A 19632-nucleotide genomic window follows, 5' to 3' on the forward strand; every position below is an offset into this window, starting at 1 on the left:
CTCACCAGCCGTAGAGCTTCCAGTACACCGGCGAAACGTCGCTGTTGTCCTTGCTCTTGTCCAGGCGGCCGTCGCCGTCGGAGTCGTACAGGTAATACGGCGCACCGCGCGCGGGCGTGACCTTGACCATGCGCAGGTTGCCGGCCACGCGGTATTCCTCGATGGTGTCGCCGTTCTTCTCCGTGCGCACCGCGACCTGCGCATTGGCCAGGTCCATGTCGGCGGGATCGCCGCCAGTCGAGGCGCAACCGGCCATCGCCAACAGGCAGGACAACGGCAGGGCAAGGGTCGTCATGCGGTTCATGGTGGCGTCCGGTCGGGGGAATGACGGCCCGATTATGCCCCCAATGCGACGCGGCGCGCGTGACGCCGCGCGCAGGAGCGGGGCGTAGAATGCCGGCATGACACGACTCGTACTGATCGACGGCTACAACTACCTATATCGCGCGTACCACGCCATCAAGGTGCAGGGGCGTGAGCTGACAGCGCCGGACGGATTTCCTACCGGCGCGCTGTTCGGCGTGGTGAATATGCTGCGCGCGTACCTCAAGGAACGGCCGGAGTACGTCGCTTTCGTGGTCGATGCGCCAGGCAAGACGTTTCGGGACGACCTCTATCCCGAGTACAAGGCCCACCGGCCGCCCATGCCGGACGACTTGCGGGTGCAGATCGAGCCGTTGCTGGAAATCGTCGCCGCGCTCGGATTTCCGATTCTTCGCGTACCGGGGGTCGAGGCCGACGACGTGATCGGCACGCTGGCATTGCAGGCTGCAGCGCAGGGCATTGACGTGACCGTCTCCTCCGGTGACAAGGACATGGCCCAGCTTGTTCGTCCTCACGTGGCGCTGGTCAACACCATGACGGGAAGCAGGCTGGATTCTGATGCGGCGGTGATCGAGAAGTTCGGCGTGCGTGCCGACCAGATCGTCGATTACCTCGCATTGATGGGCGATACGGTGGACAACATCCCCGGCGTGCCCAAGTGCGGACCCAAGACGGCAGCCAAGTGGCTGACCGAATTCGACACGCTTGACGGCGTCATCGCCAACGCAGACAAGATCAGCGGCAAGATCGGCGAAAGTCTGCGCGGCGCGTTACCGCGTTTGCCGCTGAACCGTGAACTGACGACGATCAAGACCGACGTGGCGCTCGACCATGCACCTTCCGACCTGCGCCTTCGCGAACGCCATGTCGATCAGCTGCGCGAGCTTTACGCGCGCTACGGCTTCAAGCAGGCATTGAAGGAACTGGAAGGCGGTGCGATCGACGCTTCATCCGTCGCCGAGAAGGAGCCCGGCCGTGCACGCGGCACCGGCCGGGTCGCCACGGCCGCGGTGGACGACGCTGTCGTCGATCCGGCGTTGGGCGTGGCCGGCGAGTACGCCGCCGTCACCGAGCCGGCGCAGCTTGATGCACTGGTTGCGAAGTTGCAGCAGGCGGCCGAATTCGCCTTCGACACCGAGACCGACAGCCTCGATCCCATGCGTGCCAACCTGGTGGGCCTGAGCTTCGCCACGGAACCCGGCAAGGCGGTCTACGTACCCGTGGGGCACGACTATCCCGGCGCGCCGCCGCAGCTGGACCGCGCGATGGTCCTTGCCGCGCTGGCGCCGGTGCTCGGCGATGCCGGCAGGCGCAAGCTGGGCCAGCATGGCAAATACGATCTGCACGTCCTGCGTCGCCATGGCGTGGACGTGCAGGGTTATGCCGACGACACGATGCTCGAGAGCTTCGTGTTGAATGCCGGCAGCAACCGCCACGACATGGACAGTCTGGCGAAGCGATTCCTTGGTTACGACACCGTCAAGTACGAAGACGTCGCCGGCAAGGGTGCCAAGCAGATCCTGTTCTCGCAGGTCGCCGTGGATGATGCCACCCGCTACGCCGCCGAAGACGCCGACATCACGCTGCGCCTGCATCACGCGCTGGCGCCGAAGCTGGCGGCCGAGCCCGGCCTGGAAAGCGTCTATCGCGACATCGAGATGCCGCTGGTGCCCGTGCTGGCCCGCATCGAGGCCAACGGCGTGATGATCGACGGCGACGAACTGCGCCGGCAGAGCGCCGACCTGTCCAAACGCATGCTGGCTGCGCAACAGAAGGCGACCGAGCTGGCGGGCCGCACCTTCAATCTCGATTCGCCCAAGCAGCTGCAGGCGCTGCTGTTCGACGAACTGAAACTGCCGGCCCTGGTGAAGACGCCCACCGGCCAGCCCAGCACCAACGAAGAAGCGCTGGAAGCCATCGCCGACCAGCACGAGCTGCCGCGGGTGATCCTGGAGTACCGCGGGCTGGCCAAGCTGCGCAGCACCTACACCGACAAGCTGCCGGAGATGGTCAATCCCGACACCGGCCGCGTGCACACCAGCTACCACCAGGCCGGCGCCGCGACCGGACGGCTTTCCTCCACCGACCCGAACCTGCAGAACATCCCGATCCGCACCGACGACGGGCGGCGCATCCGCAAGGCCTTCGTCGCGCCGCCGGGCCGCAAGCTGGTGGCCTGCGACTACTCGCAGATCGAGCTGCGGATCATGGCGCACCTGTCGCAGGATCCCGGGCTGGTGCGCGCGTTCGAGTCCGGCGCCGACATCCACAAGGCCACGGCGGCGGAAGTGTTCGGCCGCAAGCTGGAAGACGTCACCGGCAACGAGCGCCGCGCCGCCAAGGCGATCAACTTCGGCCTCATGTATGGCATGAGCGCATTCGGCCTGGCCCGGCAGCTGGGCATCGCGCGCGGCGAGGCGCAGGACTACATCGCGCTCTACTTCAGCCGTTATCCCGGCGTGCGCGACTACATGGAGCGTACCCGCCAGCAGGCGCGCGAGCTGGGCTACGTCGAGACCGTGTTCGGCCGCCGCCTGTACCTGGAGTACATCAACAAGGGTACGCAGGGCCAGCGCGCGGGCGCCGAACGCGCGGCGATCAATGCCCCCATGCAGGGCACGGCGGCGGACATCATCAAGCGCGCGATGATCGGCGTGGACGCATGGCTGTCGGCGCACCGCGAACGCGCGCTGATGATCCTGCAGGTGCACGACGAACTGGTGTTCGAGGCCGAGGCCGACTTCGTGCCGACCCTGCTGGAGGAAGCGACCGCGCGGATGGCGGCGGCGGCACAACTCAGCGTTCCGCTGGTGGTCGACAGCGGGGTCGGGGACAACTGGGAAGAGGCCCACTGAGCGGGGCTGAAAACGGTTTCCCTTCCGGAACAATCGCTTGCGAAACGTTCGGGAAAATCCTGTCAGGTATATTTGTATACCGACGAGTTCAATAAAATGAATTGCCCCTGAATCTTACGGTTTTTTAACCGGAATCTTCACGAACTATCCATGTGCGGAGTGGTCATATAGCCCGTGACAGATGCAACGTCTGTCACTGATCTCTCCCATCCCCTGGAGCGATCTCCCCCGGAGCGACGACCCCTCCCCAGGTCCCGCTCCCCTGGCCCCGCCGACCTCCCCCTGGTCTGCGGGGCTTTTTATTGCCTGTCGTGTGCCATACCCCGTGTGCGCTACCGTGCGCGCAGTCCTGACCGGGGTGAGCCATGAGTGCGACGTTCGCCGAGATGTTCCAGCTGGCCATGCCGTGGTGGGCCTTCGTGCTGCGGGCCTGCGCGGTGTACTTCATCCTGCTGGCGATGATCCGGATGACGGGCAAGCGCACGATGGGGCAGTTCACCCCCTTCGACATGCTGCTGGTGGTGCTGCTCGGCAACGCCGTGCAGAACGCGCTGCTCGGCGCCGACACCTCGGTGGGCGGTGGCCTGCTGCTCGCGGCCACGCTGATCGCGTTGAACTGGACCGTCGGCCTGGTATCGGCACGCTCGCCGAAGGTGGAACGCTGGGTGGAAGGCGCGCCGGTCCTGCTGGCGCGCGACGGGCAGGTCTATCGCGACGTGCTGCGCCGCGAGCTGATCAGCCGCGAGGATTTCGAGAAAGCCATGCGCGAGGCGGGCTGCCTGGACATGGCCGACATACGCCTGGCCGTGCTGGAGAACAACGGCCATATCACGGTGGTGGGCCGGAAGCCGGAGATCCCCGGTGTGGGAGCGACGTAAGTCGCGATCGCGATCAAGGCAAACCTTCGCGACTTACGTCGCTCCCACAAAAACAAGCTCAGGCCCGTTCGGCTAGCCAGTCGCGCGGGTGCAGGTAGTCCGCCAGCCGCTGCTCATCGCTGCCGTCCTCCGGTGCGTAGCCGTACTCCCAGCGCACCAGCGGCGGCAGGCTCATCAGGATGGACTCGGCGCGGCCACCGCTCTGCAGGCCGAACAGCGTTCCGCGGTCGTAGACCAGGTTGAATTCGACGTAGCGGCCGCGACGGTAGAGCTGGAACTGCCGCTCACGCTCGCCGTACGGGGTGTCCTTGCGGCGCGCGACGATGGGAAGGTAGGCATCGAGGAAGCCGTCGCCGACGGCGCGCAGATAACCGAAGTCGCGCTCCATATCCTCGCTCAGGTCGTCGAAGAACAGCCCGCCCACGCCGCGGGTCTCGTTGCGGTGCTTGAGGAAGAAGTACTCATCGCACCAGCGCTTGTGCGCGTCGTAACGCGCCTGCCCACCGAAGGGCTCGCACAGGTCGCGTGCGGTCTGATGCCAGTGATGCACGTCTTCGTCGACCGGATAGAACGGCGTCAGGTCAAAGCCGCCGCCGAACCACCACGCCACGGTCTCACCCTCGCGCTCGGCGCGGAAGTGGCGCACGTTGGCGTGCGTGGTGGGCAGGTGCGGATTGCGCGGATGGAAAACGAGCGACACGCCCACCGCACGCCACGAGGCGCCGGCAAGTTCCGGGCGATGGGCGGAGGCGGACGGCGGCAGCCGGTCGCCGGATACGTCGGAAAATCCGATGCCGGCCTGCTCGAATACGGCGCCGTCGCGCAGCACGCGCGTGCGGCCACCGCCGCGGATCGGCGAGGGATCGCCGAGCGGACGCGCCCAGGCATCCTCGCGGAAGCGCGCGCCGCCATCGGCGGCTTCGATGGCGGCGCAGATGCGGTCCTGCAGGTCGGTCAGATAATCGCGGACGGGCGTGATGTCGTTCATGCCGCGCATTCTACCGGGGCGTCCGGAGCAGCCCGAATTCCGCCCGCACGCCCGGCCTGCACAGTTGCCAGACCACCAGTCCGTGCAGCGCAGCGAACACCAGCGCGCTCACCCACAGGGTGGCCAACATCAGCGTGTGCAGCGCCGCGAGTTCCTGCTGCAGTTGCGCGAGCCCTGGCTGTCCTGGCAGCGCCTGTACCCAGGAGAACGTCGCGTCGATCACCGCGATGCCGGCGAAGTTGACCGCCGCGCCCAGCACCATGAACAGCACGAAGCCCCACCAGCCCCACGCCCGCCGGCGCAGCAGCCCGACCGACACCGCCAGGAACGCGAGGCTGACCACGAGGACGCCGACCGCGATCGTCGTCAGGTGGGTAAGCACCCACAGCGCGGGCGCGGGGATCGGCTGGGTGGCCAGGAAGCCCAGCACCGCGCCGGTATCCACCTGCTCGAGCAGGACCAGCGCCGCGATCACCTGCAGCACGGCGTACAGCGTGGCGAGGACGCCCAGCGCGATCGACACCTTCGCCGTGACGGTGACGAAGGCCGACGGCGCGGCGGTGGCCGGCGTGGACATCACTGCTTACTTCAGGTTCTGCTCGAACAGCTTCAGCACGCGCTTGTACTCGTCCAGCCACGAGTCAGAGCGGGTGAAGCCATGGCGCTCCAGCGGATACGCCGCCAGTTCCCAGTTGTCCTTGCGCAGTTCGATCAGCTTCTGCGTCAGCACCACCGAATCCTTGAAGAACACGTTGTCGTCGATCATGCCGTGGGCGATGAGCAGGTGGTCCTGCAGGTCGGCGGCGTACTCGATCGGCGACGAGGTGCGGTAGGCCTCCGGGTCCAGCTCCGGCGTGTTGAGGATGTTGCTGGTGTACTCGTGGTTGTACTGGGTCCAGTCCACCACCGGACGCAACGCGGCGCCGGCCTTGAACGTGCCGGGTTCGCGGAACAGCGCCATGAACGTCATGAAGCCGCCGTAGCTGCCGCCGTAGATGCCGGCGCGGTCGCGGTCGCCCTGCTTCTGCTCGACCAGCCAGTCCAGGCCGTCCAGGTAATCCTCAAGTTCGGGATGGCCCATGTTGCGGTAGATCGCGGTGCGCCAGTCGCGGCCGTAACCCTCGCTGGCGCGGTAGTCCAGGTCGAGCACGATGTAGCCGCGCTCCACCAGCAGGTGGTGGAACATCTGCTCGCGGAAGTAGTTGGGATAGCGCGCGGTGACGTTCTGCAGGTAACCCGCGCCGTGCACGAACATCACGATGGGATAGCGCTTGCCCGGTTCCATCGTCTTCGGGCCGTAGTACTTGCCCCACACCACGCCGGCGCCGTGCTTCGACGGCACCTGCACGTACTGCGGTTCGATCCACTCGCGCGCCTTGAACGCGGCCGTGCGGGTGTCGGTCAGTGGCCTGGCCTGGCCGCCGTCCATGCCGACGACCGACAGCTGGGCGGGCGTGTAGCTGCGCGAATGGCGGACCAGCAACTGGCGACCATCGGGCGACGCGCTGAAGCCCTCGACACCGTCCAGAGCCGTGACCTCGCTGACTTGGTTGGCCGCAAGGTCCAGCCTGCAGACTTCGTAGTCGCCCGGCCAGTCGCGGTTGCACAGGAACAGGAAGCCGTTGCCGTCAGGCGCGATTTCCGGTTCGGAAACCTCCCACTTGCCGGTCGTGCGGGCGCGGAACTTCTCCGTGCCGCTGGCGGTGTACAGGTGCGAATAGCCTGATTCTTCGGATAGCAGCCACAGCGTCCGGTTGTCCGGCAGCCAGCCGAACTCGTTGAAGCTCCAGTTGATCCACGCCTCATCGGTCAGGCGATGGCGTGGCTGCAGCCTGGCGCCTGGCAGGTCGACGGTGGCGATCCAGCGATCCTTGTTGTCCACGGCGTGGACCTGCACGGCGACCTGGTTGCCATCGTTCGTCCACGCCACCGCGTCGCCGTCGCGACCGCCTTCCACACGCACGTCGCGGTTGCCCTTCAGCGGCTCCTTGCCGGCGGCCTTGCGCAGCGATGCGAGCGGGTCCCGGTCGATGCCGGGCAGCGGGTCGAACGCGAGCGGCTTGACGCTGCCGTCGGCCAGGTCCACGCGCCACAGGGCGTGCGGCAACGGCGCATTGCGGCCCACCCGGGTGCGGACGTCCTGGAATTCCTCGTAGCCGGATTCGGTGACGTACAGCGGCATCTTGCCGCCCTGTCCGGCATCGGCGCCCTTCTTGCGCGTCACCACCAGCAGCCAGCGGCCGTTCGGCGACAGCGAACTGGATTCGATCTCGACCTCGGTGCCCAGGTAGATCGGCGTCGGTGCGCGGGTGGGGTCGGCCTTGCGCCAGGCGTCCGCCTGCTTCTGCGCGGCCTCGCGCTGGGCGCGGTCGTCGGCCAGCGTGCGCAGGGTGCGCAGCTGCTGCTCGCGCAGCGCGTCGGCCTTCGGCGGGGCCAGCGGATCGCGTTCGGCCTTGAGCTCGGCCACCGTCGACGTGCCGCTGCCGGCGGTCCAGCGGTACCAGCGTGTCCCGGTGCGCCAGAGCACCGCGCCGTCACGGGCGAAGCGCGCCTGCTGTTCGGCCTCGTTGGTGCGGGTGACCTGGGTCAGCGCGCCGTTGCGCAGGTCGCGTACGAACAGGTCGCCGTTGCGCGTCAGCAGCATGCGCTGGCGGGTGGCGTCGTAGACCCGGCCGGCCGCATCCAGTCCTGCGCGCTGGTCATCGCCGACGCGGCGTGCGGCGCCGCCATCGAGCGATTGCTCGAACGTGTCGCGCACCTGGCTGGCATCGCGCTTGAGTTCGTACTGCACCTGCCTGCCGTCCCACGTCCACCAGGCGCGTTCGACCGGCGGCCCGATCCAGTCCGGTTCCGCCATGGCCTGTTCGATCGTCAGCGGCGCGGACGTCTGGGCGTGCGCCGGGGCGGCGAGGGCGAGCGGCAGCAACAAGGCGAGCAGGGCGGGGCGCATCGGGCATCCGTTAGTGCGAGGTGAAGAGCCCAAGATTACCAGTCCCGTCGCGCGGTTCCGGCCGCCGATGGTCATGCACCGGCGTGAACGCGTGCGGGTTTCGCGCCTATCGCATTTCCCGCACAATCCCCGCTTGTCCACACGCGGGGCGCGACACGCGCGGATGCAAGCCTACGTCTACAAGAGCCAGCGCAAGGCCGACACGTTCGTCTACCTGGCGAAGCGCGATGATTTCACCCTCGTGCCGGAGCCGCTGCGCAGCCAGTTGGGCGAGTTGTCGTTCGTGCTGGAAGTGGCCCTGACGCCCGACCGCAAGCTGGCGCGCGAGGATGCCGCCGTCGTCCGCGAAAACCTCGCGGCACGCGGCTTCCATGTGCAGTTCCCGCCGCCGCTCGATCCCCGCGTCCGTCCCGATGCCTGAGTCGCGCCTGCAGACCCGCCCGATCGCCGTCGCCGCCGTCCTGGCCGGCATGCTGCTGGCTGCCGGTGGCGGCTGGGTCGGCGGCGTGCTCGCGGCGCTCGCCGCCTGCCTGGCGCAACCGGCGGTCGCGCTGGGCGTGTCGTGGTTGCGCGGCACGCGGGTGCTGGCGCCCGCCCGTGCGTGGCGCGAAGACCTGCCCGCCTTGCTGCTGGCCTGGGCGGTCGCGTTTGCCGGCAGCGCCGCGCTGCTGGCCTGGCCGCTGGCCTCGTTGCGCGACAGCGGCAGCCTGCCGGCGGCACTGGGCGTCAGTGCGGTGGTCGGTGCGGTGATCGTGGGGCTGTGGCGGACCTGGCCGCTGTGGCACGGGCTGGAACGCGATGGCGGCGCACTGTCCGCACACTGGCGTGGCCTGGTCGAACGCGACTTCCATGCCTGGCGCGGCCTCGCCGTGGCGAGCCTGCTGGCGCTCGCGGTCGGCGGCGGACTCTGCCTGGCCTGGCCCGGCCTGCTGCCCGAGGCGGCGCGTGCCGGCACGGCGGTAGCCTATGCGCTGCTGCTGCCCGTGCTGCACTGGGGCGTGCAGCGCCTCGACGGTGCGGGCGTGCTGCCGGTGGTCGAGATGCCGGACCACCGCGAGGACGACGCCTTCGCAGTGCCCGCCAGTGAGGCGGTCGTCGAGGGGTTCGATCTGGAACAGGCCCTGTTCGATGCCGCCCGTTCCGGTCGCGTGGACCGCGCGCTGGAACTGATCGAAGCCGGCGCGGACCCGTATGCGCTGCCGGCCGAAAGCGCGCGCGACCAGCGCAGCCTCGGCGCACTGGCGGCGGTGCTGCCCGACCTGCGCCTGCTGCGCACGCTGATCGCGCACGGCGTCGACCTCAACCATGCGCATGCCGGCGTCACCCCGCTGCTCGCGGCCACGCGCGACAGCTGGCATGGCCGGCCCGACGCCGTCACCACGCTGCTGGCCAACGGTGCCGACCCGCGCATCGCCGATGCCGAGGGCAACACGCCGCTGCACCATGCTGCCCGCAGCTCCGATCCCGGCGTGGTCGCCCTGCTGCGCGACGCCGCGGCGGAACTGGATGCGCTGAACCACGACGGCCTCACCCCGCTGGGCGTGGCCTGTGTGGCCGGCAACTGGCGACTGGCGAAGTTCCTGCTCGAGCGCGGTGCGCGGCCCGATCCGCAGGGCGGGCAACCGGTGCTGCTGGCGGCGGCCTCCACCGAAGAAGACGACCCCGCCGGCGTCCAGTTGCTGCTCAAGCACAAGGCCAAGGTGGATGCGCGCGATGCGCAGCGCCGCAGCGCCCTGCATGAGGCTGCATTCGCCGGCCATGCCGACATCGCCACCACGCTGTTGGCCGCCGGCGCCGACGTGCACGCCCGCGACGGCCAGCAGCGCACGCCGTGGCTGGATGCCGCGCGCGGTGCGCGCCTGGCGGTGCTGGAAAAGCTGGCCGACGCAGGCGCCGACCGCCATGCCGTGGACAGCGACCGCCGCAACGCGCTGATGCTGGCCTGCACGGCCGAACAGGCCTCGCCTGTCGTCGTGCGCCGCCTGCTGGAGTGGGGCGTGGATCCCGCGTCGGCCGACACGCAGGGCCGTCGCGCGGTCGATGTCGCCGCCGAAGCCGGACGCTGGGCGTTGGTCTCCGCACTGGACCCGGGCTACGCGCTGCCGACCGCGGTGGCGACCGCCGAAGACGAAACACCGGCCGACCGTGCCCCTGCCGCGTTGCTGCGCGAAGGTCTGGCGAGCGGGCAGTTCGATGGCCTGGATGCCCTGGCGCGACTGAGCTCGCGCGAGGAACTCGGCGCGCTGCTGCACGACAGGGAAATGCACCGGCCGGCACCGCTGGCATGGCTGTTGCGCCAGGGCGCCGACCCGGACAGCCGCGATGCGCAGGGCGACACGGTGCTGTTCGCCCTGCTCGCACAGGGACCGGCCGGGCAACCGGCGCTGGCCACGCTGCTGGCACGCGGCGCCTCGCCGGCGGGCGCGGGCGGACTGGCCCGCTTCATGGCGGCCTGCGCGGCGGACGACCAGGCGGCGCGGACGTTGGAATCCTGTGCGCTGGACCTGCTGGAACGCGGCGCCGATCCGTTCGCGCCTTCTACGCAGGGCGATCCGGCGCTGTCGCTGGCGGTACGGCTGGGATGGCAACGTCTGCTCGACCGCCTGCTCGACCTCGGCGTGGATCGCGAGGCGCGCGACAGCCATGGCATGACGGCGCTGCACCTGGCGGCCGTGCTCGGCCGCGAGGCCGCGCTGAAGCAGTTGATCGCGAAGGGCGCCTCGCCGGATGCGCGCGCCGCCGACGGCCAGACGCCGCTGGGCGTCGCGCTGGCGTGCGGTCGTCGCGACCTGGCCGACTGGCTCGACTGGCGCGTCTGGTCGCTGCCACGGCGCGCGCTGCGCCCGGCCGACCTGCCGGCGGCCGCGATGGCTGGCGACCGCGATGCCGTGCGCCGGTTGCTCGACCTAGGTTTCGATGTCGATTCCCCGGACGCGCAGGGCTGCACGGCGCTGCTGCGCGCGGCCGGCGGCGGTGCCGCCACGACCGTCGAACTGCTGCTGGCGCGTGGTGCCGATCCGCAGCGGGCCGCCAACACCGGCGCAACTCCGCTGTCGGCGGCGGTGAGCATGCGCCAGGTCGAGATCGTCGGTGCGCTGCTGGCGGCCGGTGCCGACATCGAACATCGCCTGCCCGGTGGCGTCACCGTGCTGATGCTGGCGGCGGCGCTCGGCCTGCCGGAAATCGCCGCCCGCCTGATCACCGCCGGCGCCAACGTGCAGGCCGGCGATGCGCAGGGGCTCACGCCGCTGCACTGCGCGGCGCTCTACGGCTTCACCGCGCGCGAGAAGCCGCGGCTGCTAGCGCTGCTGGACACGCTGCTGCTGTCCGGCGCGGAATCCGAACAGGTCGCCGCCGGCGCGGTGACGCCGCTGCTGCTGCTGTTGGGCGCGCGTGCAGAACCCGGCACCGCCTGCGACGAGGAGGTCGTGCTGGCCGGCCTGGAGCGCCTGCTCGATGAAGACGTATCGCTGGACGTGCAGGATCCGCGCGGCTTCGGGCCGTTGCACCTGGCGGCACTGCATGGCCTGCTGCGCGTGGTCAGCCGCCTGCTGCGGGCCGGCGCCGATCCGGAACTGCGCGATACCTTGAACCGCACGCCGCGCGAGATCGCGGTGATGCGCGGCTTCATCGACGTCGCGGCCGAGTTCGTGCCGGCCACGCCGGGCGCGGGCGCGTCGATGGCGCGCTTCCTGCGCGACCGCGGCTAGCGCGCGGGCGGCAAGTCCTCGCCGGTCGCGTCGGCTTCCAGCAACTTCTCCAGATCGCCGACCGCATCGCGCGCGGTCTGGATCACCGCCCCGTCGTCGTCGTAGACCAGGTACTGCGCCCGCAACAGCTTCTCGTCGTGCTGGCGGAAACGGCGGGTGTGCTCGGCGGCTGTTTCCGGCGGCAGGCCCAGCTCCACCAGCACCTGCTGGGCCATCTCCAGGCTGGATCCCAGCGTCTCGCGATAGGCCTCCGCGCTGAGATCCATCAACCGCCACGCATGCTGGCGGTTGCGCGCACGCGCCAGCACGCGCGCCTCCGGATACATGCGGCGGATCAGACGCGTCGCCTTGATGTTGGTGTCCGGCTCGTCCATCGCGATGACGAACACCTTCACGTGCTGCGCGCCGGCCGCCCTCAGCAGGTCCGGTCGCGTCGGGTCGCCGTAGTACAGCCGGATGTTGCCGAACCGCCGCAGCGTGTCGACGGTGTCCGGGCTGTGCTCCAGCGCGACGAACGGAATGCGCTGCGCGGTCAGCAGGCGCGCGACGATCTGGCCGAACCGGCCCATGCCCGCGATCAGCACCTGCGGCTGTTCGTCCGGGATCTCGTCGTACTGGCGCGTCGAGGCGGTCGGACGCTTCACCCCGGCCAGCACGTGATGCAGGCCGAGCAGCAGCAGCGGCGTCAGCGCCATCGACAGGCCGACGATGGCGGTCAGCTGGTTGCGCAACTCGACCCCCATGAGTTGCACCCGCGCTGCTTCGCTGAAGACCACGAACGCGAACTCGCCGCCCAGCCACAACGTGCCCGCCAGCATCAGCGCACCGCGCGGATCCAGCCGGCCCGGCCAGCGTCCCACGCCGAACAGCAGCGCGAACTTCACCGTCAGCAGGGTCAGCACGCCGGCCGCGATCAGCTCGGGTTGCGCCGCCACCGCATCCAGGTCGATGTCCATGCCGACGGCGATGAAGAACAGGCCAAGTGCCAGGCCCTTGAACGGGTCGATCTGCGATTCCAGTTCGTGGCGGAATTCCGAATCCGACAGCAGCACGCCGGCGAGGAACGCGCCCAGGCCCGCACTCAGGCCGGCCAACTGCATGAACCAGGCGATGCCCAGCACCACCAGCAGCGCGGTGGCGGTGAACACCTCCGGCATGCGCGTGCGCGCGACGACGCGGAACAGGTGCCGCAGCACCAGCCGGCCGCCCAGGATCACCACGGTGATCGCACCGACGGCATGGAACACCATCGTCCAGGTGAGCGTCTCGTTCTTGGCGCCACCGAGCAGCGGAATGGCGGCCAGCAGCGGGATCGCCACCAGGTCCTGGAACAGCAGGATCGCGAAGCCGAGGCGGCCGTGCTCGCTGGTCAGTTCCTTGCGCTCGGACAGCAACTGCAGGCTGACCGCGGTGGACGACAACGCCAGGCCCAGGCCGATCACCAGCGCCGTCTTCCAGTGGTGTTCGAACGCCATCGCCAGGCCGCCCAGCAGCAGCGCACTCAACAGCACCTGCAACCCGCCCGCGCCGAACACCGGCTTGCGCATCACCCGCAGCCGCGACGGCGACAGTTCCAGGCCGATGACGAACAGCATCATCACCACGCCGATCTCGGCGGCGTTGAGGATGCGGTCCGCATCCCGCACCAGCGCCAGCCCGTCCGGCCCCAGCACCACGCCGGCCACCAGATAGGCCAGCACCGCGCCCAAGCCGAAGCGCTTGAACACCGGCACCGCGATCACCGCGGCCAGCAGGAACACCAGCGCCAACTCCAGACCACTACCGTGCATGCATCACCTCGTGGCGATAGTATGCGGGCGACCGGGCCGGAGCGGCCCTCTTCCAGGGATCGAGGAGGACACATGAAGCAACGCGCTGCGTGGATGCTGTGCTGGCTGGCGGTGATGCTGGCCTGGGCGCCGGCAGTATCGGCACAGGGGCCGGGCGGCGTGCGCAAGCAGGTGGAAGCCAGCATGCGGGTGACCGGAGCGATCACCATCGCCACGGACGGCAGCGTCGAGGCGGTCGATCTGGATACGCCGGAGAAACTGCCGAAGGGTATCGCCGCGTTCGTCGGCCAGAACATCGCGGGCTGGCGCTTCGAGCCCGTCGTGGTCGACGGCGTGCCGCATCGCGCGCTGACCCGGGTGAGTGCACTGCTGGTCGGCAAGACGATCGGTGGCGGTCAGATGTCCGTCTCCATCCGAGGCGCCGACTTCAGCGACGACACGGTCCTGCCGGAAGCCGAGCGCATCGCGGCCCGCCAGATGAAGCCGCCGGGGTATCCGACCAGCGCCGCGGAGGAGGGCGTGCAGGGCACGGTGTACCTACTGGTCAAGGTCGCGCGCGACGGCACCGTCGGCGACGTCTCCACCGAACAGGTCAACCTGCGCTTCGTGGCCAGCGAGCCGCAGATGAACCGTCACCGCGACCGCCTGGCCCGTGCCGCGATGGCTGCGGCGCGCGGTTGGACGTTCGCGCCGCCGACCGCGGGCGAGCAGGCATCGCAGCCGCACTGGATCGTCCGCGTGCCGGTCGATTTCAACTTCACCGGCCTGCTGCCCTACGGCGAGTGGCAGGTCTATGTGCCCGGCCCGCGGACGCGACCCGACTGGGCGCCCGACGAAGACGCCCCCGGCTTCTCGCCCGATGCGCTGGCCGAGGGCGGCATCCGTCTGGCGGGTGGCCATCGTGGCCCGAAGTTGCTGACGCCGCTGGATGGGGCGTGACCTACGTAGTGGGTTGTGTGAAGAACGGAATGTCCGAAAAGACGAAAGGAGAAAAACGATGATGCGCACGTGGATGGCAATGGGATTGATGGTGTTCTCGGCGTTGGCGCAGGCGCAGGGCGCCGGCGCGGTCCGCAAGCAGCTTGAAGCCAGCCTGCTGGTGCACGGCGAGATCACGGTGGACGAACGAGGCGAGATCGCCGATTACACGCTCAAGGACCCGGACAAGCTGCCCGCAGGCGTCGAAACGTTCGTGCGCCGTAACCTGGACGGCTGGACGTTCGAGCCGCCCAAGGTGGATGGCAAGCCGGTCAGCCTGCGGAACAACATGAGTCTGCTGCTGGTGGCGAAGAAGCTGGACGACGACAACTTCCTCATGCGGATACAGGCGACAAGCTTCTACCCTCAGTCCACGGAAGAGGGCTACGAGGTCGCCAGTCGGAAGATGGATCCACCGCGCTACCCGCGAGCGGCGGCGCAAGGCGGCGCGCAGGGGACCGTGTACCTGATCGTCAAGGTCGGGCGCGACGGGAATGTGCAGGACGTAGTGGCCGAGCAAGTGAACCTGCGCGTCGTCACCACCGAAAACATGATGGTCAAACTCCGCGAGATGTTCGCACAGGCATCGATTGCCGCCGCCAGGAAGTGGCAGTTCGCGCCCCCCACGCGCGGTGACGACGTGGACGCGGAATTCTGGTCGGTGCGCGTTCCGGTGGACTTCAACATGGGAACGCAGCGGCCAAGCTATGGCCGCTGGATCGGCTACATCCCCGGCCCCAAGGAAAAGGCTGGCTGGGTGGATCCGGACCTCGCCGAGACATCGCCCGAGGCGATGGCGGCAGGCCAGCCACGCCAACTTGGCAAGGATGGTTTGCGTTTGCTGACGCCCCTCGACAGCGGCTCGTAACCGCGGTCGGTGCGGTCCAGAAAACGAAAACGCCCCGCATCGCGGGGCGTTTTCTTTCGCCTCTCCGTCGCCGGATCAGCGCTTCATCGAGCTGAAGAACTCGTCGTTGGACTTGGTGTTCTTCATCTTGTCCAGCAGGAATTCCATCGCCGCGATCTCGTCCATCGGGTGCAGCAGCTTGCGCAGGATCCAGATCTTCTGCAGCAGCTCCGGCTCGATCAGCAGGTCCTCGCGGCGCGTGCCCGAGCGGTTGATGTCGATGGCCGGATAGACGCGCTTCTCGGTGATGCGACGGTTCAGGTGCACTTCGCTGTTGCCGGTGCCCTTGAACTCTTCGTAGATCACCTCGTCCATCTTGCTGCCGGTTTCGACCAGCGCGGTGGCGATGATGGTCAGCGAACCGCCTTCTTCCACATTGCGCGCCGCGCCGAAGAAACGCTTCGGGCGGTGCAGGGCGTTGGCGTCCACGCCGCCGGTCAGCACCTTGCCGGAGCTGGGCACGACGTTGTTGTAGGCACGGGCCAGGCGGGTGATCGAGTCCAGCATGATCACCACGTCCTTCTTGTGCTCGACCAGGCGCTTGGCGCGCTCGATCACCATCTCGGCGACCTGCACGTGGCGGGCGGCCGGTTCGTCGAAGGTCGACGACACCACTTCGCCGCGCACGGTGCGCTGCATCTCGGTGACTTCTTCCGGACGCTCGTCCACCAGCAGCACGATCAGGTGCACGTCCGGGTGGTTGGTGGTGATGGCGGTGGCGATCTGCTGCATCATGATCGTCTTGCCGGCCTTGGGCGGCGACACGATCAGCGCGCGCTGGCCCTTGCCCTGCGGCGCCATCAGGTCGAGGATGCGGCCGGCGATGTCTTCCGACGAACCGTTGCCGCGCTCCAGGGTGAAGCGGCGGCGCGGGAACAACGGCGTCAGGTTCTCGAACAGCACCTTGTTCTTCGACGCTTCCAGCGGCTCGCCATTGATCGTGTCGATGGTCGACAGGGCGAAGTAGCGCTCGCCGTCCTTCGGCCAGCGGATGCGGCCGGCCAGGTGGTCGCCGGTGCGCAGGTTGAAGCGGCGGATCTGGCTGGGGCTGATGTAGACGTCGTCCGGGCCGGCCAGGTAGCTGGCCTCGGCCGCGCGCAGGAAGCCGAAGCCGTCCGGCAGGATTTCCAGCACGCCATCGGCGGCCACGCCTTCACCGTGGCGGGTCAGCACCTTCAGCAGGGCGAAGATCACGTCCTGCTTGCGGGCGCGGGCGACGCCTTCCTGGATGTTCAGTTGCTCGGCGATGTCCAGCAGCTTGGGCGCCGGCATCCGCTTGAGGTCGCCCAGCGAATACTGCGGGAAGCCTTCGGGCACGTTCGGCATCATGCGCGGAACGAAGACTTCATTGCCACCGCCGTTGGCGTCCTGCGGCATGCCGTCGTTGCCCGGGCGATCGCGGTTGCGCTCGCGGCGGTTGCGGAAGCGGTCGCGGCGGTTGTTGTTGTTGCCGTTATTGAAGCGGTTGCCGTCGCGCGCCTCGCCGCTTTCCTGCGACTGGCCGCCGCCCTGGGCCTGCGGAGCCTGGGCGTCGCCGCCGCCGTCGTGGGATGGTGCGGGTGCGGGTGCAGGGGGGCGTTCGGTCGCGACGGGCGGCAGCGGAAGCTGCGGCGCCGGATCGGGTGCGCGCTCGGCGGACGCCGGGGCGCCATCGGCGGACGGGGCTTTCGGGGCACGGGCTTTGCGCACGCGCTTCTCGGCGGGAGCGCCGGTTTCGTTGCTGCTGTCGGACAAGGTGCGATTCCTCGCTAGGTGGCGAGCGCCGGCGTTGCGGCGGCGGGGTGAAGTGAAGAGTGGGTGGTCAGATCAGATGGGTGCGGCGCATCCCCTGCGCCGGATTTCGGGTTCGACACTACCACCGGCCCGAAAGGGCGGCAAGCCGTGCGGGGGCGACGGGTTCAAGCGGATTCAGCCTGGGCCCCCGCGCGGGCGGGGGCCTGGCGGGGCATCAGGCGGCTTGGGTCCCCAGGGCCTTGTCGATCATCTGGGTCAGCTGGCCCTTGCCGACGGCGCCGATCTGGGTGGCCTGGATCTGGCCATCCTTGAACAGCAGCAGCATCGGGATGGAGCGGACGTGGTACTTGATGGCGGTGGCGCGGTTCTCGTCCACGTTGACCTTGGCGACCTTCAGCTTGCCGCCGTAGGTCTCGGCCAGCTCGTCCAGGACCGGCGAAATCATCTTGCACGGGCCGCACCACTCGGCCCAGAAGTCCACCAGCACCGGCTCGCCGGACTGCAGCACGGCAGCATCGAAATCGGCATCGCCGACGTGGGTCACTTTGTCGCTCACGGGGATCTCCTGCGGGGTCCGCGGGCGGGCGCGGACGGGTTCGGGCCGGGACGGCCACCACTATTGGGGTAAACTGGGGCGTTCCGCGACCTTTTCAAGGTTTCCCAGGTGGTCGCGCAACCCGGCACAGGGGGCGCAGTGTGCGACGCCGGTCAGGCCGTTGCAAGCACACCCACCGCATTCATACGAGACGCGCGCGGAACACAGCGACGCAAAGAAGAAGGCATGAGCGACAAACCGTTAACCGATATCACTTTCTCTTCGTTCGACCTGCATCCGGCGCTGCTCGCCGGTCTCGAAGGCGCAGGTTTCTCCCGTTGCACGCCGATCCAGGCGATGACGCTGCCGGTCGCGCTGGCGGGCGGCGACGTCGCCGGCCAGGCGCAGACCGGTACCGGCAAGACGCTGGCGTTCCTGGTGGCGGTGATGAACCGCCTGCTGACGCGCCCGGCGCTGGCCGAGCGCAAGCCCGAGGACCCGCGTGCGCTGATCCTGGCGCCCACCCGCGAACTGGCCATCCAGATCCACAAGGATGCGGTGAAGTTCGGCGCCGACCTCGGCCTGCGCTTCGCGCTGGTGTACGGCGGCGTGGACTACGACAAGCAGCGCGAGATCCTGCAGCAGGGCGTGGACGTCATCATCGCCACGCCGGGCCGCCTGATCGACTACGTCAAACAGCACAAGGTGGTCAGCCTGCACGCCTGCGAGATGTGCGTGCTGGACGAAGCCGACCGCATGTTCGACCTGGGCTTCATCAAGGACATCCGCTTCCTGCTGCGCCGCATGCCCGAGCGCACCACCCGGCAGACGCTGCTGTTCTCGGCCACGCTGTCGCACCGCGTGCTGGAGCTGGCCTACGAGCACATGAACGAGCCGGAGAAGCTCGTCGTCGAGACCGAGTTCATCACTGCGGCCAAGGTGCGGCAGAAGCTGTACTACCCGGCCGATGAAGAGAAGATCCCGCTGCTGATCGGCCTGCTGTCGCGCAGCGAAGGCGCACGCACGATGGTGTTCGTCAACACCAAGGCGTTCGTCGAGCGCGTGGCGCGCGCGCTGGAGCGGGCCGGCTACCGCGTCGGCGTGCTGTCCGGCGACGTGCCGCAGAAGAAGCGCGAGTCGCTGCTGAAGAAGTTCCAGGCCGGCCAGCTGGAACTGCTGGTGGCCACCGACGTTGCCGCGCGCGGCCTGCACATCGACGGCGTGTCGCATGTGTTCAACTACGACCTGCCGTTCGATGCCGAGGACTACGTGCATCGCATCGGCCGCACCGCGCGCCTCGGCGCCGAGGGCGACGCGATCAGCTTCGCCTGCGAGCGCTATGCGATGTCGCTGCCCGACATCGAGGCGTACATCGAGCAGAAGATCCCGTCCGAGCCGGTCACCGCCGAGCTGCTGACGGCGCTGCCGCGTCCCGAGCGTCCGAAGCCGGTGGCCGGCGAGGGCGACGACGAAGAAGAAAGCATCGGCCAGATCTTCCGCGAAGCGCGCGAACAGAAGGCGGCCGACGAAGAGCGTCGTGGCGGTGGTCGCAAGCCCGGTGGATCGGCGGGCGCCGGTCGTCGCGAGGGCGGTCGCCGCGAAGGTCCGCGTTCGGCCGATGGTAAGCCGCGTCCGCCGCGCGCACCACGTCCGCCGCGTGCCGAAGGCGAGGCGGTCGCCGCCGTCGCCGCACCGGTGGCGCCTGCGGTGCCTGTGCCGCGTTCCGAGACGGCCGCGTTGCCGGAAGGCGAGCGCAAGCCGCGCAAGCGTCGCCGCCGTCGCCATGGCCGTCCGCTGGAGGGTGCCGAGGGTGCGGTGGCGAACGCCACGCCGGTCGCCGCGAAACCCGTGGCCGCGCCGACGCCGGCCGACGACAGTGCGGGCTTCCTGACCAGGCTGGGCCGCAAGATCCGTTCGCTGGTGTCGGGCGGCTGAGCCGCGCCGCACTGCGTATCGAGAAGAAGCCGGGCATGTCCCGGCTTT

Annotated in this window: 14 protein-coding genes; 7 read left to right on the plus strand and 7 right to left on the minus strand. The window is 68.9% G+C overall.

Translation table 11 applies throughout. The features are described from left to right. Position 1: 1 nt before the first annotated feature. A complete protein-coding gene (locus ASD77_RS06935) occupies positions 2 to 304 on the minus strand; it encodes a DUF2782 domain-containing protein (protein WP_055939271.1) in 303 nt (100 codons plus the stop codon). Between the two features lie 97 nt (positions 305 to 401). On the opposite strand from ASD77_RS06935, the gene polA reads away from it, so the two are divergent. Then, on the plus strand, positions 402 to 3179 hold the full coding sequence (gene polA / locus ASD77_RS06940) for a DNA polymerase I (RefSeq protein ID WP_055939274.1): 2778 nt from the start codon (positions 402 to 404) through the stop codon (positions 3177 to 3179). A 365-nt stretch (positions 3180 to 3544) separates the two neighbouring features. Beyond that, positions 3545 to 4057 carry a YetF domain-containing protein gene (locus ASD77_RS06945; protein ID WP_055939277.1) on the plus strand — a complete coding sequence of 171 codons (513 nt, stop codon included), beginning with the start codon at positions 3545 to 3547 and terminating at the stop codon, positions 4055 to 4057. 58 nt (positions 4058 to 4115) lie between these two features. Here the strand turns inward: ASD77_RS06945 and hemF are convergent, their stop codons facing one another. Genes hemF through ASD77_RS06960 form a run of 3 tightly spaced genes read right to left on the minus strand, consistent with a single transcriptional unit; the run spans position 4116 to position 7971 of the window. Continuing rightward, positions 4116 to 5045, minus strand: a complete 930-nt coding sequence (gene hemF, locus ASD77_RS06950) for an oxygen-dependent coproporphyrinogen oxidase (RefSeq protein ID WP_055941130.1) — start codon at positions 5043 to 5045, stop codon at positions 4116 to 4118. A gap of 10 nt (positions 5046 to 5055) precedes the next feature. After that, positions 5056 to 5622 carry a hypothetical protein gene (locus tag ASD77_RS06955; RefSeq protein ID WP_055939280.1) on the minus strand — a complete coding sequence of 189 codons (567 nt, stop codon included), beginning with the start codon at positions 5620 to 5622 and terminating at the stop codon, positions 5056 to 5058. 6 nt (positions 5623 to 5628) lie between these two features. Continuing rightward, positions 5629 to 7971 carry a S9 family peptidase gene (locus ASD77_RS06960; protein ID WP_055941131.1) on the minus strand — a complete coding sequence of 781 codons (2343 nt, stop codon included), beginning with the start codon at positions 7969 to 7971 and terminating at the stop codon, positions 5629 to 5631. A 187-nt stretch (positions 7972 to 8158) separates the two neighbouring features. Here ASD77_RS06960 and ASD77_RS06965 point away from each other — a divergent pair, with 187 nt between their 5' ends. Together ASD77_RS06965 and ASD77_RS06970 are read left to right on the plus strand one after the other, a co-directional pair. Next, complete coding sequence (locus tag ASD77_RS06965) at positions 8159 to 8416, plus strand: YcgL domain-containing protein (RefSeq protein WP_055939283.1); 258 nt, start codon at positions 8159 to 8161, stop codon at positions 8414 to 8416. A 49-nt stretch (positions 8417 to 8465) separates the two neighbouring features. After that, a complete protein-coding gene (locus ASD77_RS06970; protein ID WP_235578514.1) occupies positions 8466 to 11705 on the plus strand; it encodes an ankyrin repeat domain-containing protein in 3240 nt (1079 codons plus the stop codon). On the opposite strand, the gene ASD77_RS06975 is transcribed toward ASD77_RS06970, so the two are convergent. Then, positions 11702 to 13495, minus strand: coding sequence for a monovalent cation:proton antiporter-2 (CPA2) family protein (locus tag ASD77_RS06975; RefSeq protein ID WP_055939289.1), 1794 nt, complete (start codon positions 13493 to 13495; stop codon positions 11702 to 11704). The genes ASD77_RS06970 and ASD77_RS06975 overlap by 4 nt on opposite strands. Positions 13496 to 13567: 72 nt before the next feature. Here ASD77_RS06975 and ASD77_RS06980 point away from each other — a divergent pair, with 72 nt between their 5' ends. Both ASD77_RS06980 and ASD77_RS06985 read left to right on the plus strand, forming a co-directional pair. Next, entirely contained in the window at positions 13568 to 14434 is an 867-nt protein-coding gene (locus ASD77_RS06980; RefSeq protein ID WP_055939291.1) for a TonB family protein, read from the plus strand. 58 nt (positions 14435 to 14492) lie between these two features. Beyond that, positions 14493 to 15341, plus strand: a complete 849-nt coding sequence (locus ASD77_RS06985; RefSeq protein WP_162247608.1) for an energy transducer TonB — start codon at positions 14493 to 14495, stop codon at positions 15339 to 15341. 75 nt (positions 15342 to 15416) lie between these two features. On the opposite strand, the gene rho is transcribed toward ASD77_RS06985, so the two are convergent. Together rho and trxA are read right to left on the minus strand one after the other, a co-directional pair. Next, on the minus strand, positions 15417 to 17114 hold the full coding sequence (gene rho, locus ASD77_RS06990) for a transcription termination factor Rho (protein ID WP_055939296.1): 1698 nt from the start codon (positions 17112 to 17114) through the stop codon (positions 15417 to 15419). 214 nt (positions 17115 to 17328) lie between these two features. Continuing rightward, positions 17329 to 17670, minus strand: a complete 342-nt coding sequence (gene trxA / locus ASD77_RS06995; protein ID WP_055939299.1) for a thioredoxin TrxA — start codon at positions 17668 to 17670, stop codon at positions 17329 to 17331. Positions 17671 to 17895: 225 nt separating this feature from the next. Here trxA and rhlB point away from each other — a divergent pair, with 225 nt between their 5' ends. Continuing rightward, positions 17896 to 19584 carry an ATP-dependent RNA helicase RhlB gene (gene rhlB, locus ASD77_RS07000; protein ID WP_055939302.1) on the plus strand — a complete coding sequence of 563 codons (1689 nt, stop codon included), beginning with the start codon at positions 17896 to 17898 and terminating at the stop codon, positions 19582 to 19584. Positions 19585 to 19632 lie beyond the last annotated feature (48 nt).

Source organism: Pseudoxanthomonas sp. Root65, assembly GCF_001427635.1.
Taxonomy (GTDB): domain Bacteria; phylum Pseudomonadota; class Gammaproteobacteria; order Xanthomonadales; family Xanthomonadaceae; genus Pseudoxanthomonas_A.

Coding starts and splice junctions, on each gene's coding strand:
- ASD77_RS06965 (WP_055939283.1), top strand. CDS start 8,159: ATGCAAGCCTACGTCTACAAGAGCCAGCGCAAGGCCGACACGTTCGTC.
- ASD77_RS06970 (WP_235578514.1), top strand. CDS start 8,466: ATGCTGCTGGCTGCCGGTGGCGGCTGGGTCGGCGGCGTGCTCGCGGCG.
- ASD77_RS06955 (WP_055939280.1), bottom strand. CDS start 5,622: ATGTCCACGCCGGCCACCGCCGCGCCGTCGGCCTTCGTCACCGTCACG.
- hemF (WP_055941130.1), bottom strand. CDS start 5,045: ATGAACGACATCACGCCCGTCCGCGATTATCTGACCGACCTGCAGGAC.
- polA (WP_055939274.1), top strand. CDS start 402: ATGACACGACTCGTACTGATCGACGGCTACAACTACCTATATCGCGCG.
- ASD77_RS06975 (WP_055939289.1), bottom strand. CDS start 13,495: ATGCACGGTAGTGGTCTGGAGTTGGCGCTGGTGTTCCTGCTGGCCGCG.
- ASD77_RS06985 (WP_162247608.1), top strand. CDS start 14,493: ATGATGCGCACGTGGATGGCAATGGGATTGATGGTGTTCTCGGCGTTG.
- rhlB (WP_055939302.1), top strand. CDS start 17,896: ATGAGCGACAAACCGTTAACCGATATCACTTTCTCTTCGTTCGACCTG.
- ASD77_RS06935 (WP_055939271.1), bottom strand. CDS start 304: ATGAACCGCATGACGACCCTTGCCCTGCCGTTGTCCTGCCTGTTGGCG.
- ASD77_RS06945 (WP_055939277.1), top strand. CDS start 3,545: ATGAGTGCGACGTTCGCCGAGATGTTCCAGCTGGCCATGCCGTGGTGG.
- ASD77_RS06980 (WP_055939291.1), top strand. CDS start 13,568: ATGAAGCAACGCGCTGCGTGGATGCTGTGCTGGCTGGCGGTGATGCTG.